This window comes from Stenotrophomonas sp. NPDC077659 (assembly GCF_050268705.1).
GTDB lineage: Bacteria > Pseudomonadota > Gammaproteobacteria > Xanthomonadales > Xanthomonadaceae > Stenotrophomonas.
This window is the reverse complement of record NZ_JBNNHG010000085.1, coordinates 180-15856: the sequence shown is the minus strand read 5'-3', so window position 1 is coordinate 15856 and position 15677 is coordinate 180. Positions and strand designations below refer to the sequence as shown.

General features: G+C 67.0%; 13 protein-coding genes and 1 pseudogene. 6 read left to right on the top strand and 8 right to left on the bottom strand.

Annotated elements, in window-relative coordinates; genetic code table 11:
- Positions 1–46 precede the first annotated feature (46 nt).
- Positions 47–937 (top strand): annotated as a pseudogene (locus ACQKDV_RS12750) (Hsp70 family protein); the annotation flags it as partial.
- 153 nt (positions 938–1090) lie between these two features.
- On the top strand, positions 1091–2215 hold the full coding sequence (gene dnaJ / locus ACQKDV_RS12745) for a molecular chaperone DnaJ (protein ID WP_427784092.1): 1125 nt from the start codon (positions 1091–1093) through the stop codon (positions 2213–2215).
- Positions 2216–2276: 61 nt separating this feature from the next.
- Here the strand turns inward: dnaJ and ACQKDV_RS12740 are convergent, their stop codons facing one another.
- A complete protein-coding gene (locus ACQKDV_RS12740; protein WP_427784091.1) occupies positions 2277–2660 on the bottom strand; it encodes a hypothetical protein in 384 nt (127 codons plus the stop codon).
- 82 nt (positions 2661–2742) lie between these two features.
- On the bottom strand, positions 2743–3540 hold the full coding sequence (locus ACQKDV_RS12735; protein WP_427784090.1) for an AraC family transcriptional regulator: 798 nt from the start codon (positions 3538–3540) through the stop codon (positions 2743–2745).
- A 73-nt stretch (positions 3541–3613) separates the two neighbouring features.
- Here ACQKDV_RS12735 and ACQKDV_RS12730 point away from each other — a divergent pair, with 73 nt between their 5' ends.
- From ACQKDV_RS12730 to ACQKDV_RS12720, 3 genes are all read left to right on the top strand, one after another.
- Positions 3614–4810 carry an MFS transporter gene (locus ACQKDV_RS12730; RefSeq protein ID WP_427784089.1) on the top strand — a complete coding sequence of 399 codons (1197 nt, stop codon included), beginning with the start codon at positions 3614–3616 and terminating at the stop codon, positions 4808–4810.
- Between the two features lie 543 nt (positions 4811–5353).
- The gene (gene pdxY, locus ACQKDV_RS12725; RefSeq protein WP_427784088.1) at positions 5354–6262 is read left to right on the top strand and encodes a pyridoxal kinase; all 909 of its coding nucleotides are present in this window, start codon (positions 5354–5356) and stop codon (positions 6260–6262) included.
- Positions 6259–7389, top strand: a complete 1131-nt coding sequence (locus ACQKDV_RS12720) for a prephenate dehydrogenase (protein ID WP_427784087.1) — start codon at positions 6259–6261, stop codon at positions 7387–7389. Before pdxY ends, ACQKDV_RS12720 begins: the two co-directional genes overlap by 4 nt.
- Positions 7390–7529: 140 nt before the next feature.
- Here the strand turns inward: ACQKDV_RS12720 and ACQKDV_RS12715 are convergent, their stop codons facing one another.
- From ACQKDV_RS12715 to ACQKDV_RS12695, 5 genes are all read right to left on the bottom strand, one after another.
- On the bottom strand, positions 7530–7724 hold the full coding sequence (locus ACQKDV_RS12715; RefSeq protein ID WP_427784086.1) for a hypothetical protein: 195 nt from the start codon (positions 7722–7724) through the stop codon (positions 7530–7532).
- A 71-nt stretch (positions 7725–7795) separates the two neighbouring features.
- Complete coding sequence (locus ACQKDV_RS12710; RefSeq protein ID WP_427784085.1) at positions 7796–9568, bottom strand: ABC transporter transmembrane domain-containing protein; 1773 nt, start codon at positions 9566–9568, stop codon at positions 7796–7798.
- Positions 9561–10157, bottom strand: coding sequence for an IMPACT family protein (locus ACQKDV_RS12705; protein ID WP_427784084.1), 597 nt, complete (start codon positions 10155–10157; stop codon positions 9561–9563). Before ACQKDV_RS12705 ends, ACQKDV_RS12710 begins: the two co-directional genes overlap by 8 nt.
- A 34-nt stretch (positions 10158–10191) precedes the next feature.
- Positions 10192–11205, bottom strand: a complete 1014-nt coding sequence (locus tag ACQKDV_RS12700) for a hypothetical protein (protein WP_427784083.1) — start codon at positions 11203–11205, stop codon at positions 10192–10194.
- The gene (locus ACQKDV_RS12695; protein ID WP_427784093.1) at positions 11202–11720 is read right to left on the bottom strand and encodes an RNA polymerase sigma factor; all 519 of its coding nucleotides are present in this window, start codon (positions 11718–11720) and stop codon (positions 11202–11204) included. Before ACQKDV_RS12695 ends, ACQKDV_RS12700 begins: the two co-directional genes overlap by 4 nt.
- Before the next feature lie 194 nt (positions 11721–11914).
- Here ACQKDV_RS12695 and ACQKDV_RS12690 point away from each other — a divergent pair, with 194 nt between their 5' ends.
- Positions 11915–14830, top strand: coding sequence for an EAL domain-containing protein (locus tag ACQKDV_RS12690; protein ID WP_427784082.1), 2916 nt, complete (start codon positions 11915–11917; stop codon positions 14828–14830).
- A gap of 18 nt (positions 14831–14848) precedes the next feature.
- Here the strand turns inward: ACQKDV_RS12690 and ACQKDV_RS12685 are convergent, their stop codons facing one another.
- The gene (locus ACQKDV_RS12685; RefSeq protein WP_427784081.1) at positions 14849–15442 is read right to left on the bottom strand and encodes a TIGR00730 family Rossman fold protein; all 594 of its coding nucleotides are present in this window, start codon (positions 15440–15442) and stop codon (positions 14849–14851) included.
- Positions 15443–15677 lie beyond the last annotated feature (235 nt).

Sequence of the window (15677 nt, the reverse complement as noted above, 5' to 3'; positions counted from 1 at the left end):
CTGAACTCACCGGGCCGCGCCTGGCGCGCGCCGAGTGCAATGCAGCACGCGACCACCGAAGGTGCAGCAGGCGGTGACCGAGTTCTTCGGCAAGGAGCCGCGCAAGGACGTCAACCCGGACGAAGCCGTGGCACTGGGTGCGGCGATCCAGGGCGGCGTGCTTGGCGGCGACGTCAAGGACGTGCTGCTGCTGGACGTGACCCCGCTGTCGCTGGGCATCGAGACCATGGGCGGCGTGTTCACCAAGATCATCGAGAAGAACACCACCATCCCGACCAAGGCCTCGCAGGTGTTCTCCACTGCCGAGGACAACCAGTCGGCCGTGACCGTGCACGTGCTGCAGGGTGAGCGCGAACAGGCCCGCTTCAACAAGTCGCTGGCCAAGTTCGACCTGTCCGGCATCGAGCCGGCCCCGCGCGGCCTGCCGCAGGTGGAAGTGTCCTTCGACATCGACGCCAACGGCATCCTGCACGTGTCGGCCAAGGACAAGAAGACCAACAAGGAACAGAAGGTCGAGATCAAGGCCGGTTCGGGCCTGTCCGAGGAGGAGATCGCACGCATGGTCGCCGACGCGGAAGCCAACCGCGAGGAAGACAAGAAGTTCCAGGAACTGGTACAGGCCCGCAACCAGGCCGATGCCCTGATCCACGGTACCCGCAGCGCCATCACCGAGCACGGCAGCAAGGTCGGCGGCGATGTCATCGGCAAGGTCGAGGCAGCCCTGGCTGACCTGGAAACGGCGATGAAGGGCGACGACAAGGCCCAGATCGAAGCCAAGTCGAAGGTGCTGGAAGAAGCCGGCCAGGCGCTGTTCGCCGCCGCTTCAGCCGACCAGGGCGGTGCCGCCCCGGGTGCCGATGCCGGCAGCGCGGGCAAGGGCGGTGATGACGTGGTGGATGCCGAGTTCACCGAAGTCAAGGATGACAAGAAGTCCTGATCCGGACCGACGCGGGACGCTGCCTGGCAGCGTCCCGTTGTCGCATCAGGGTCCTGGCCGCCACTGGCGTGTCGGGGCGCCCGACGCAGGAGCGGACCTGGCTCCGCTCTTCTGCTTTGACGAATCCCGACGTTCCGGAACCCGATTTACGATATGAGCAAGCGCGATTACTACGAAGTGCTGGGCGTGGCCCGCACCGCCAGCGACGAAGAACTGAAAAAGTCCTATCGTCGCTGCGCCATGAAATTCCATCCGGACCGCAATCCGGGTGATGCGGCGGCCGAAGCCTCCTTCAAGGAGTGCAAGGAAGCCTACGAAGTGCTGTCCGACGTCAACAAGCGCCGCATGTACGACAGCCACGGCCATGCCGCGTTCGAACACGGCATGGGCGGTGGTGGTCCGGGCGGCCCGGACATGAACGACATTTTCGGCGATATCTTCGGCAATATCTTTGGCGGGGGCGGCGGTGGTCCGCGCCAGGCCCGGCGCGGCGCCGACATCGGCTACGTGATGGAACTGGACCTGGAAGAGGCCGTGTGCGGCGTCGAGCGCCGGATCGAGATCCCGACCCTGGCCGAGTGCGGCGACTGCGATGGCAGCGGCTCGGAGGACGGCAAAGTCGAGACCTGCAACGTCTGCCATGGCCGCGGCCAGGTGCGCATCCAGCGCGGCATCTTCGCCATGCAGCAGGCCTGCCACAACTGCAACGGCCGTGGCCAGATCATCGCCAAGCCCTGCAAAACCTGCCATGGCAACGGACGCATCGAGGAAGACAAAGTGCTGTCGGTGAAGGTGCCGGCCGGTGTCGATAGCGGTGACCGCATCCGCCTGCAGGGCGAAGGCGAGGCCGGCCCGGCCGGTACGCCGCCGGGTGACCTGTACGTGGAAGTGCGCGTGCGCGAGCACCACATCTTCCAGCGTGATGGCGACGACCTGCACTGCGAAGTGCCGATCCGTATATCGCAGGCCGCGCTGGGCGACACCGTGCGCGTGGCCACCCTCGGCGGCGAAGCGGAAATCCGCATCCCGGCCGAGACCCAGACCGGCAAGCTGTTCCGCCTGCGCGGCAAGGGCGTGCGTTCGGTGCGCAGCCGCAGCGAGGGCGACCTCTACTGCCGCGTGGTGGTGGAAACCCCGGTGAACCTGACCAACGACCAGCGCAAGCTGCTGGAGCAGTTCGAAGCCACCTTCGTCGGTGAGGAAGCGCGCAAGCATTCTCCGAAGTCGGCCACCTTCATCGATGGCGTGAAGGGTTTCTGGGACCGCATGACGTCCTGAGTTTCCAGCTACGTGTTGAACGACGACGCCGGGCGCTGCCCGGCGTTTTCGTGTGTGGTTCCTACATGATTTCCCAGTTGGCATCGCCCTGCAGACGGCGGCCCTGGAACAGCAGCGTTCCGCGATCGCCAACAACGTCCAGCTCGAACCATGGCTGGCCGTCCCGCTTTCGTGGACGGACGTAGAGCCGTTTTTCGCGTCGATTCATTTCGACATGGTACGGATTACGCTCCGGGGCGTTGTCCGCCTTTCCCGTCCAGACGACATGGATGTAGCCGTCATCGCTTCGACCCTGGATATCAAGCCGGAAACGGAATCCATCCTTCTGTTCATCTGAGTGGAAGCGGAAATGCGTGCCGCTCGCCTGCGCGGGCGGAATGATTGCGCCCAGCACCAGTAGTAGAGCAAAAGCGAATCCTGACGCGACGATCCATGTCTTCTTCATGATGGTCCCCTTTCCGTAGGACGATTATCGAAGCACAGGCAGGGCAGTAGATCGACACCATGCGTGGATGCCATTCAACGGATCACCGGAAAAACGCCGCCGGTGTCTGCCCCAGCTGCCGCTTGAACATGCTGGTAAAGGCGCTGGGGCTATCGTAGCCCATTGCCAGCGCCACATCGATCACCTTCTCGCCCACGGCCAGTCGTTCCATCGCGGCCAGCAGTCGAGCCTGTTGCCGCCACTGGCCGAAGGTCAGGCCCAGTTCGCTGGCGAAATGGCGCTGGATGGTTTTCACGTCCACTGCCAACGCCTCGGCCCAGTCCAGCAGGGTGGCTTCGTCGCCGGGATGCTTCTGTATGTGCTGGCAGATGCGCTGTAGGCGTGGGTCGGTTGGCGTTGGCAGGTGCAGCGGCAGCACGTCCATGCGGTGCAGTTCGTCCAGCAGCAGGCGCACCACGCGGCCATCACGGCTGTCGTCGTGGTGCTCGCCCTCGATCTGGCTGGCGGCATGCAGCAGTTCGCGCAGCAACGGCGCCACCTGTACCGCGAATGCTTCGGTAGCCAGCTGCGGCGCGAACGCGGGTTCAATGTACAGGCTGCGCATATGCACATCGGCGATGCAGTCCACCGCGTGGGCCATGCCGGCCGGCATCCAGATGGCGCGGGTGGAGGGCACCACCCACCGGCCGACTTCCGAGCGCACCACCATCAGCCCGGACATCGCATAGACCAGCTGGTGGCGGCGGTGCCGGTGGGGGGACACGCGGGTGCCGGCCGGATAGTCCTTGACCCGGCACGTGACCGGCCGGTGGCCGGGCACTTCATTCCAGGGCGCGGACTCCCGGATCGCGCAGGAGGTGTCCTTTTTGCGATATGGCATGACCAGAACGCGGCGGAAGGGAGGGGGAGGGCACCGTAGCATGCACGGCTCGCCCCCATCCTGACTGCGCACCATGTCCAGCCTGGCCACACCCGCCACCACCCGCAGTACGTCGCCCGGCGTGCTGGCGGCGATCTCCAGCTCCCACGTCGTCAACGACATGATGCAGTCGCTGATCCTGGCCATCTATCCGGTGATCAAGGGCGGTTTCAATCTCAGCTTCACCCAGATCGGCCTGATCACGCTGACCTACCAGCTGACCGCGTCGATCTTCCAGCCGCTGGTTGGCCTGGCCACCGACCGCAAGCCCGCGCCTTACTCCCTGCCGATCGGCATGGCCTCGACCCTGTGCGGCATGCTGCTGCTCGGCTTTGCTCCGAACTACGCGATGGTGCTGCTGGCCGCGGCGATGGTCGGCATCGGTTCGGCCATTTTCCATCCGGAAGCCTCGCGCATCGCGCGGCTGGCCTCCGGCGGCCGCCACGGCTTTGCCCAATCGGTGTTCCAGGTCGGCGGCAACTTCGGCACCGCGCTGGGCCCGCTGATCGCCGCCGCAGTGATCGTGCCGTACGGCCAGCATGCCGCGTCGTGGTTTGCCGGCGCTGCGCTGATCGGCATCGCCCTGCTGACCTATGTCAGCCGCTGGTACGCGCTGCACCTGGGCACGCCGCGCCCGGTCGGGCAGGGGGCCGTCGCCCCGCGTCATCCGACCCGCACCGTGGCCCGGGTGATGGCGATCCTGCTGGTGCTGATCTTCAGCAAGTACTTCTACATGGCCAGCATCGGCAGTTACTTCACTTTCTATCTGATCCATCACTTCGGCATTCCGGTGGCGCAGGCGCAGCTGCACCTGTTCGCGTTCCTGGTGGCATCGGCGGCCGGTGGCTTCCTCGGCGGCCCGCTGGGTGACCGCATCGGCCGCAAGCCGATCATCTGGACTTCGATCCTGGGCGTGGCCCCGTTCGCGCTGGCGCTGCCGCATGCCGATCTGTTCTGGACGACGGTGCTGGCGGTGCTGATCGGCTTCGTGCTGTCGTCGGCGTTCTCGGCCATCGTGGTGTATGCGCAGGAAATGATGCCGCACCGCATCGGCATGGTGTCAGGGTTGTTCTTCGGCTTTGCCTTCGGCATGGGCGGGCTGGGGGCAGCCGTGCTCGGTCTGCTGGCGGACAGGACCAGCATCGAGTACGTGTACCAGCTGACCGCGTTCCTGCCGCTGCTGGGCATCGTCGCGGCCTGGCTGCCGCCCTCGCGTCCTGCTGCGCACTGAGGGGGTTTGGGTTTGCAGGGCTTGCAGCCCTGCACCCGCAGAATCAACGTCAACGTCAAAAGCGGGTTTCCTGTGAGCTGGCGGGGCGGTGTCGGATTGCGGGGACGCCGCAAGTACGTCCCTGTAGGCTTGGCAGCGGCATCCATGCCGCTGACACCCCGCAATCCGACACCGCCCCGCCTCTGACAGATTTCCGCGATCTGTCGGAACGGCGTCTGGCCCTGGTAGGTGTCGACCTTGGTCGACACAGTAGATCCACGCCATGCGTGGATGAATTCATTCGATATCTGACAGATGTGCCGACCAACGGTCGGCACCCACCAACAGGCGCCGGCCAACTGTCGAAGGCGGGGCACTGTGGGTTTGTGGGGTGTGAGCCGCATGGATGCGGCGACCAAGCCTACAGGGACGTATTTACGGCGTCCCCGCAAACCCACAGTGTCCCGCCGTTCCACGGAATGCCCGCTTTTGACGTTGACGTTGATTCTGCAGGTGCAGGGCCGCAAGCCCTGCCGAAAAGCCCCTTGGGCGTAGAATGCGGGCATGAGCGAATCCCTCGACAATCATCTGCTCCTTGGCCGTCGCCAGCGCCCCGACGGGCCCTCGCCGATCGACGTCATCTCCGTCCAGTCGCAGCTCGTCTACGGCCACGCCGGCAACAGTGCTGCTGTGCCGCCGATGCGCGCCCTCGGCGTGCGCGTGGCGGAAATCCCGACCGTTTTGCTCAGCAATGCGCCGTTCTACGACACCACCCGCGGCCGCGTGCTGCCCGCCGACTGGTTCGCCGACCTGCTGCTGGGTGCCCGCGAACGCGGCCTGCCACAGCGGGCGAAGATGCTGGTGTCCGGCTACTTCGGCAGCGCCGCCAATGGCGCCGCCTTCGCTGACTGGCTGGACGAGGTCCTGCCGGCCTGCCCGCAGCTGCGCTACTGCCTGGATCCGGTGATTGGTGATACCCACACCGGCCCCTACGTGGAGCCGGGGCTGGAAGCGATCTTCGGCCAACGCCTGCTGCCGCACGCCTGGCTGGTCACGCCCAATGCCTTCGAGCTGAACCGGCTGACCGGCATGCCCGCCCTGGCCGAGCGCGATGCCATCGCCGCGGCGCGCACGCTGCTGGCGCGCGGCCCGCACTGGGTGATCGCGCACAGCGTGGGCGGCAACCCGGGTGAGCTGGTGACTCTGGCCGTGGGCCGCAAGGAAACCTGGCGATGGACATCGCCGTTGCTTCCCGTCGATGTGGCCGGTACTGGCGATGTGCTGATGTCGCTGGTGGTGTCGTTCCTGCTGCGTGGCGAGTCGATGCACCAGGCCATCTCGCGCGCCATTGCCGGTACCCATGCCGCGCTGGAAGCCACCCTGGCCAACGGCTTCGAGGAATTCGACGTGATCGCTGCCGCGCCTGCCGCGCTGGCAGACGCCACGCGCTTCCACGCCGAACGCGTGGCATGAGCGAACTGCAGACGCGCACGCCGCGCACGGTCGGCATCGTGGGCAGTGCCGGCGCCTATGGGCGCTGGCTGACCCGTTTTTTCCAGCAGCACATGCAGCTGCAGGTGATCGGCCACGACCCGTCCGACCCGGCTTCGCAGACGCCGGAACAGCTGCTTGACCAGGCCGATGTGCTGGTCTTTTCCGCACCCATCCGGCATACGCCGGCGCTGATTGCCGACTACGTGCGGCAGTCGGCAGGCCGCGAGCGGGGGCGCCTGTGGTTGGACGTGACCTCGGTGAAGGATGCGCCGGTACAGGCGATGCTGGCCTCGCAGGCCGAAGTGGTCGGGCTGCACCCGATGACCGCACCGCCGAAAGCGCCGACGCTGAAGGGCCGGGTGATGGTGGTCTGCGAGGCGCGGCTGCTGAACTGGCAGCCGTGGGTCGACAGCCTCTGCGCTGCCCTGCAGGCCGAGTGCGTGCGCGCCACGCCGCAGCACCACGACCAGATGATGGCGCTGGTGCAGGCGATGGTGCATGCCACGCATCTGGCACAGGCCGGCGTGCTGCGGGAGTACCAGCCGCAGCTGGGTGATCTGGCCGCAATGATGCCGTACCGTTCGGCCTCCTTCGAACTGGACACGGCGATCATCTCGCGCATCCTGTCGTTGAATCCGGCGATCTACGAAGATATCCAGTTCGGCAACCCGTATGTGGCACCGATGCTGGACCGGCTGGTGGGCCAGTTGCAGGCGCTGCAGGCGCAGGTCGGGCAGGGTGACGACGCGGCGCGTGGCTGGTTCCGGGAACAGCTGCTGTCGGCCAACCACGCGGCGTTCGGTGAGCCGGCGCTGGCCGCTGGCAACTATACCTTCGAGCGGGTGGGCTACCTGCTGGCCGACCTGACCGAGCGCAATGCGCTGTCGGTGCACCTGCCGGAAGATCGGCCGGGTTCGCTGCGCGAGCTTCTGCATGTGTTCGAACAGCACCGCATCAGCCTGGCCTCGATCCATTCCTCGCGCACGCCGGGTGGCGAGGTGCATTTCCGTATTGGTTTCGTGGCGGGCAGCGACGCGCTGGCCATCGCACGGGCGGCGGTGGAAGTGGATGCCAGTGGTATCGGCCGGGTGCTGGGCCAAGCGTAGTCATCCACAGGCGGTGTGGATGATTTCTGAGCAAACATGTGGATAACCGCGCGCAGCCCTTGCCGGGCAAGGTTGTCAAGATGGTTGGTGAAAAATTGACCGCCTCGATTCCAGTAGCGCCGGGCGCTGCCTGGCGCACTTCAGATCGTCAGCCGCAGTTCGCCGCCACGGGTGGTGAACTCGCGGCCGTTGCGGACCAGATGACGACCGTCATCCAGTTCATAGCGAGGTGCGACCTCCCGATCCTGGCCGCCAGCGGCGGCATCGGGCTTGAACTCGATGATGATGTGGCTTTCGCCCTGGCTGTCGACTGCAGGGAACTGACGGAACGACATCGTCCACCTCCCTCAGCGGATGCTGCGGTTTCGCTGCCAGCTTGGGCCGGACGGTGTTAGCCGCCCGTCAATCAATCGACGAACTGCAGGCGCGCCAGCTCCGCATACAGTCCACCTTCAGCCAACAACTGTGCATGGGTGCCCTCAGCCACGATGCGGCCCTGGTCCATCACCACGATGCGGTCGGCCTTCAGCACGGTAGCCAGGCGGTGGGCGATCACCACGGTGGTGCGCCCCGCCATCAGCCGTTCCAGTGCCTGCTGCACGCTGTGTTCGCTCTGCGCATCCAGCGCGCTGGTGGCCTCGTCCAGCAGCAGGATGGGCGAATCCTTCAGCAGCGCACGGGCAATCGCCACGCGCTGTTGCTGGCCGCCGGACAGGCGCGCGCCGCGCTCGCCCAGTTCGCTGTCATAGCCCTGCGGCAGGGCGCGCAGGAAGGTATCGGCTTCGGCCGCGCGTGCTGCAGCTTCCACCTCGGCATCGCTGGCCTGCAGGCGTCCATAGCGGATGTTGTCACGTGCACTGGCGGCGAACAGGGTCGGCTGCTGTGGCACCAGCGCAAGCTGCGCCCGCAGGTCAGCCGGGTCGATCTCGCGCACGTCGTGCCCATCCACGCAGATGTGGCCGCTGGCCGGATCATGGAAACGCAACAGCAGCGACAGCACCGTGCTCTTGCCGGCACCGGACGGGCCGACCAGGGCGACCGTCTCGCCGGGGCGGACGTTCAGGCTGAAGTGGTCCAGCGCCGGCTGGTCGGGGCGCTGCGGATAATGGAACACCACGTCGTCGAACTGGATCTGCCCCCGCAGTGGCTGCGGCAGGGCGTACGGCTGCGCAGGCGCGCGGATCTCGATGTCCTCCTGCAGCAGTTCACCGATGCGGCCCATGCCGCCGGCGGCGCGCTGCAGTTCGTTCCAGACTTCGGCCAGCGCGCCCACTGAGCCGCCACCGATCAGCGCGTACAGCACGAACTGGCCCAGGGTGCCGGCGCTCAGGCGGCCTTCGATGACATCGTGTGCGCCCAGCCAGAGCACGCCGACGATGGCGCCGAACACCAGCAGGATGGCGCTGGCGGTGACCAGTGACTGCGCGGCGATGCGCCGCCGCGCCGCCTGGACGGCATCGCCCAGGGCATGGTCGAAGCGACCGCGTTCGTAGGGTTCGCGGGCATGGGCCTGCACGGTGCGCACCGCACCCAGGGTTTCACTGGCCAGGCTGTTGGCGTCGGCAATGCGGTCCTGGCTGTTGCGGGCCACGGTGCGCAGCTTGCGCGCGCCGATGATGATCGGCAGCACCGCCAGCGGAATGCCCAGCAGCGACCATGCCGCCAGCCGCGGGCTGGTAACGAACAACATGGCCAGGCTGCCGACCACCGTCACACTGCTGCGCAGGGCCACCGACATGGTTGAGCCGACCACGCTGCGCAGCAGTTCGGTATCGGCGGTGAGACGCGAAACCAGCTCGCCGCTGCGGCTGCGGTCGTGGAAACCGGCGCCGAGCTGGATCAGGTGGGCGTACAGCTGGCTGCGCAGATCGGCGACGACCTTTTCGCCCAGCAGCGACACGAAGTAGAAGCGCGCGGCGGTGCCCAGCGCCATCACCACCGCCACCAGCATCAGCAGGGCGAAGGCGCGGTTGATCTGGCCACCGCTGCTGAAACCATGGTCGATCATCTGCTTGACCGCCGGCGGCAGGCTCAGCGTTGCTGCCGAAGAGACCGCCAGGGCCAGCAGCCAGGCGGTGAACAACCCGTTGTGGCGGCGCACGAACGGCCACAGCGTACGCAGGCTGCCGAGGCGGCGCAGCGGCGGGGTGGAAGCGGACGCATCGTCCTTGTCAGTCATCCTGGTGGTCATCTTGTATGCGGATACGGTCACGGGTGGCGTCGCGCAGTCGGATTTTCAATGCGTCGACCTGGTCGGCGGGCAATTCCACCCGCAGGCGCACACCCTCGGCATCGAACTGTTCATCGCGCTTTTCGGCGGCAAAGGCGGGCAGGGCGGCGTGCAGGGTGCCCAGATCTACGAAGCCAGCCTGCAACTGCAGGCGCGCCATCGCCACCAGCGGCAGGCGCGGGGCGGTGCGCAGGCACTCGGCGGCGGTACCGCCGTAGGCGCGCACCAGGCCTCCTGCACCGAGCTTGATGCCGCCGTACCAGCGGGTGACCACCACTACCACGCGGTCGAAACCCTGACCATCGATGGCGGCCAGGATCGGCCGCCCGGCGGTGCCGGCCGGTTCGCCATCATCGCTGGAACGGTAGTCCTGGCCATGCCGGTAGGCCCAGCAGTTGTGGGTGGCGTCGGCGACCGCCACCTGCTGCAGGAAGGCCAGCGCTGCCGCACCGCTGTCGATGGGCGCGGCGTGTGCGGTGAAGCGACTGTGCTTGATGTCCACCGTGTGGCTGACGGGCTGGGCGAGGGTATCGGGCATTCCCATCATTCTACGGGGTCAGGCCGGGCCCATCTCAGTCGTCCAGCAGTGGTCGCAGGTCTTTGGGCAGGCGCGCCTCGGGGTAGAGCTGCAGGTAGCGTTCCAGACTGGCACGGGCCAGATCGCGCTGGCCGTCGTCGCGGCGCTCGCGGATCTTCTGCAGCCACTGCCGGCGGGGCAGCATGGCATCGGCCGCGACTTCCGAATGCACCGTTTCGGCGCTGAGGCCAGCGTCGCTGGACCGGCGCAGCATTACCCCGGGGGCGCCGGTCGGTGCGCGGGTACTGTCGGCCTTGAAGGTGGCGGGAGGTGCGCGGCGTTGGCTGCGGGCGGCATCGCCGCTGGCCGGCACGTTGGTCGCCGTGCTGGTCTCTCGTACACCTTCGAGGATATCCCGTTCCACCGTAGCCGGGGCCGGCGCCGCATAGGCCGCCGGTGACGGTGGCGACGGTGCTGCCGGTGGTGGCGGGGCGGACATGGCCTCTGCAGCGGGCGCTGCCGGCAGGCGGGGCGCGGCGCTGCGCGGCGCAGGCTCTGCAGCGCCCTGCGCTGTCTGCACCTCGGGCGCACGGGCAGCGGCGGGCGTGGCGGCCATCGCGCGTGCTGCCGCTGGCTTCTGCGGTGCAGGTGTTGGCGGTGGTGGTGGCGGAGGCGGCGCAGCTTCAGCCGCAACTGGCGCTGGCTGCGGTGCGTGGGAGTCGGCCACGGCAGTGTCATCCGCCATGGGGGCGGCGGCGACCTGAGCCGCCTGCGCAGGCACGACCGGCGGTTCGGGTCGCATCTGCCAGGCGATGCCTACGGCAAACACCATCGAGGCGGCGATGCCGAACACGGCCGGCCAGCGCGAGCGCGGGCGGCGTGCATGGCGGGCCGGCGCTGTGACGGGGGCGGCCGCGGCAGGCGTGTCGTCCGCAGCGGTGGCCACCGACGCGCGCGCGGCCGCCAGGATCGCGGCGTCCAGCGCAGCAGGTGGCGTCTGATCATGGCGGCGGCCCATCAGGCCGGCCAGCGCACGTTCTTCCGGCGTCAGCGGATCGTCTCGGTTCATGCGTTCAATCCTGCACGCAGCTTGTCCATCGCATAGCGCAGCCGCGATTTCACGGTTTCCCGGCCAACGCCGGTGATCTGGCCGATCTCCTCAAGGCTCAGTTCCTGTTCCAGCCGCAGCTGCAGCACTTCGCGCTGCTCTGGTGGCAGGTCTTCCATCGCCAGCTGGACGCGCCGGCGCTGCTCGAATTCAGACAGTTCAGCTTCCGGCGTCTGCCCGTCTTCCAGCGCGGCCAGGCGAAGATCGGCATCGGCCGGAGCGGCAGGACGATGGCGGGCGGCGCGCCAGTGGTCGTTAAGGCGGTTGTGGGCGATGCGGAACAGCCAGGTGCTGAATGCGGCTTCGGGCTGCCAACCGGCGCGGGCGCTGATCACACGCTGCCAGACGTCCTGGAAGATTTCCTCGGCCAGCGCGTTGTCGCGCAGCTGCCGCAGCAGGAAGCCGAACAGCCGCTTGCGATGGCGCGTGTACAGGCTTTCGAACGCCTGCAGATCGCCACCGGCCCAGGCCAGCATCAGCGCTTCATCGGTTGGCAGGGCGGTCGCTTCCACGGCAGACAGGGTAAGGCCTGCAGGCGATGGCGCATAGCGGTTGGCGGGGGCGGGCAGTGTGCAGTTCACGGCCATTGGCGTGTGGGTGTGCACAGCAGGAACGTGCGGGTGCACTAAATGGGGTTGGCGGGCTTCCATTGCCCCCCCGGTCGCGCGGTATGCTCGACCAATCAGGGGAGGCGGCGCTGCAGCGGCGCCATGAGAACGTCATTTTGTCCACGCAAGCCGACCGTGTGCCATCGCTGTCACTCCACGAGGCCGTTCTGGGCACGGCGCTGGTGCGCGCGTTGCATGCGCTGCTGCCGGAATCTGCGATCGTGCGGGTGGGCTGGAACGATCCGCAGCTTGGCCGCGGCCAGGATGGATGGCCGCAGGATGCTGCTGTATCCGATATCTGGGCCGGGGCGGACGGGCTCGACGGGGACCCTTTGGTCTGGGAACACGCGGCGTGGGAGCACGACGGAGCCGAGCTGTCGCTGCGGGTCTGCGGCGCGTCTCCTTCCGAAGCCTGGTGGGGCGTGTCGCGGCAGGCGATGGAGCTGGCCCTGGAGCGGGGTCGTCAGGCTGGGCGGATCCGTGCACTGGAACAGGCTGAACGCCTTCAGCAGGCGCTGTTCCAGATTGCCGATCTGGCCGGCGCCGACCTGGAAATGGGCGAGATGCTGCGCCATGTGCACGGCGTGCTTGGCACGCTGATGTACGCAGGGAACTGCTACATCGTCGAGTACGACGATGCGCGCGACCAGATGCGTTTCCTGTATTTTGCCGATCAGGTGGATGAGTTCGTGGCCGACCCTTCGGTCAGTTACGACGCCGGGCAGATGCCGCGCAGCCTGACCGTGGCGCTGCTGCGTCATGGCAAGCCGCTCAGTGGCCCATCGCGCGAACTGCTGGCCGATGCCGAAGAAGAGCACCACCCCGAACGCGGCCCGGAAAGCCTGGACTGGCTGGGCGTGCCGATGCTGCGCGACGGCCGCGTGTGTGGCGCCATCGTGGTGCAGAGTTATGAACAGGCATCGCTGTATGGCGAGGCCGAGCGCGCGCTGCTGGGGTTTGTTGCCCAGCACGTGCAGACCGCGATGGACCGGCGTCAGGCGCAGGTGCGGCTGGAACAACAGGTGGAGCGGCGTACCCTGGAACTGCAGCGTGCCAACCGCAGCCTGCAGGACGAAGTGGCTGAGCGCCGCCGTGCCGAACAGCTGCAGATCGCCCTGTACAACATCGCCGAAATGGCGATGTCTGCCGACAGCCTGGCCCAGTTCTACGGCCAGGTGCATGGCGTGGTGGGGCGTCTGCTGGACGCGCGCAATTTCTACATTGCCCTGGTCACTGCGCAGGGGGATGGCCTGGATTTCGTCTATTCGGTGGACGAACACAATGCCTCACGTGCGCCGCGTGCCTTCAGTAGTGGCCTGACCGAATACGTGGTGCGAAACCGGCGCCCGCTGCTGGCTTCGCGGGCGCAGATCGACGCGCTGCTGGCCTCCGGCGAAGTGCGTGAATCGGGGGCGCGTTCGCACTGCTGGCTGGGCGTGCCGCTGCTGCGCGACGATGAGGTGGTGGGCGCGATCGTGGTGCAGAGTTATACCGACCAGATCGCTTTCAGTGTGCACGACCAGCGGCTGCTGACCTTTGTAGCGCAGAACATCGGCACCGGCCTGGCCCGCCAGCGCGACCAGCAGCAGTTGCGTTCGGCCCATGCCGAGCTGGAAAAGCGTGTGGAAGAGCGCACCCGCGAGCTGGCTGAGGTCAATGACAAGCTGCTGGGCCAGATCGCCGAGCGTCTGCGCGCCGAACAGCGGTTGACCCACCAGGCCATGCACGATGCGCTGACCGGCCTGCCCAACCGCCTGCACCTGCTCGACCGTCTGGAGGATGCGCTCGCGCTCGCCAGGCGTGAGGGCGGCCCGGAGTTCGCAATGCTGTTCCTGGACCTGGACCGTTTCAAGCTGGTCAATGACAGCATCGGTCACGCTGCCGGCGACCGCATGCTGGTGGAGGTGGCCAAGCGCATCGTCTCGATGGCCGGCGATGGCGATGTGGTGGCGCGGCTGGGTGGCGATGAATTCGCCATCCTGCTGGAATGCCCGCAAGGCCTGGCCCAGGCGCTGGATTTCGGCCAGCGCATGCTGCTGGCCCTGCAGGAATCGATGTGGATTGCCGGGCGCGAGCTGTTCCCCTCGGGCAGCCTCGGCATCGCCCTGTGGAACGCGCGTTACCGCAGCGGTGAAGAACTGCTGCGCGACGCCGATGCGGCCATGTACCGGGCCAAGGCCCAAGGCCATGACCGCTGCGCGATCTTCGACGAGGACATGCGCGAGCAGGCGATGCGCAGCCTGGATCTGGAAGCGGACCTGCGGCGGGCGATCAACAATCGTGATTTCGTGCCGTTCTACCAGCCCATCGTGCGCCTGTCCGATGGCGAAGTGGTCGGCCACGAGGCGCTGCTGCGCTGGCAGCACGAGCGCCGTGGGCTGCTGCTGCCCGGTGCCTTCCTGGAGCTGGGTGAGGAGAGCGGGCTGATCGAACAGGTCGACTGGCTCATCTACGAGCAGGTCATTGCCGGCCTGGCCGATGGAGGCCGTGGCTATGTGTCGGTGAACGTGTCACCGCGGCATTTCCGTTCGGCCGATTTCAGTACACGCCTGTTCGGCCTGCTGGAAGCCAATGATGCCGATCCGCGACGCCTGCGCCTTGAAATCACCGAGGTGGCGCTGCTGGACGATGGCCCGCATACGCTGCGCATCCTCAAGGGCCTGCGCGAGCGCGGCATCCAGGTACAGCTGGATGATTTCGGTACCGGTTTCTCGGCACTTTCCTACCTGCACCGGTTCCCGATCAGTACGCTGAAGATCGACCAGAGCTTCATCGCCGGACTGCACGGTCCGGAGGCACAAAGCACGCGTGCGCTGGTGGAAGGCGTGCTGTCGCTGGCGCGCACGCTGGGCATCGAAACCATCGGCGAGGGCATCGAAACCGAGGCCCAGCGGGAGAGCCTGTTCGAACTGGGCTGCAGCTACGGCCAGGGCTACCTGCTGGGGCGGCCGGCGCCGTGGACGCGCGCGGTGGCCTGAGCCACCGCGCACGGGGCATCAACGCACCGCGGCGCGACGCTTCTCGTCAATCCACTTGGAGGCCTGGGCGGGCTCGTAAGCCTGCATCCAGGCCAGCATTTCATCGATGTCCGAGCCGTACCACAGGTCCTGGCGCTGTTCGGGGTGCAGGAAGCGCTCTTCCACCATACGGTCGATCATGCCGATCAGCGGGGCGTAGAAACCGTCCACGTCGAGGAAGGCGCAGGGCTTGTTGCCGATGCCGAGCTGGCGCCAGGTAAGCATCTCGAAGATCTCTTCCATGGTGCCGAAGCCGCCGGGCAGGGCGACGAAGCCGTCGGACAGGTCGAACATGCGCGACTTGCGCTCATGCATCGAACCGACGATTTCCAGTTCGGTCAGGCCGCGGTGGGCCACTTCCCAATCGGCCAGCTGGCGCGGGATGATGCCGGTCACTTCACCGCCGGCGGCGAGCACGGCATTGGCGACGGTGCCCATCAGGCCGACGTTGCCGCCGCCATACACCAGGCGCATGCCGTCACGGGCGATGCGATCGCCCAGCGCCATGGCGCGTTCGGTATAGACCGGCTTGCTGCCAGCATTGGAGCCACAGTAGACGCAGAGGGACTTCATGGGAATTCCTGTCTCTTGGTGCGGAAACGAAAACGCCCCGCGCCGCAACCAGAACGGTGCGGGGCGGGGTGCACGTAGAGTATGAGGCCTCGAGAGGCCTTCTGTAGAGCCGAGCCATGCTCGGCTGCTCTTCGTTCAGATCGCGATAAACCCCTGTAGAGCCGAGTCATGCTCGGCTGCTCTTCGTTCAGATCGCGATAAACCCCTGTAGAGCCGAGCCATGCTCGGCTGCTCA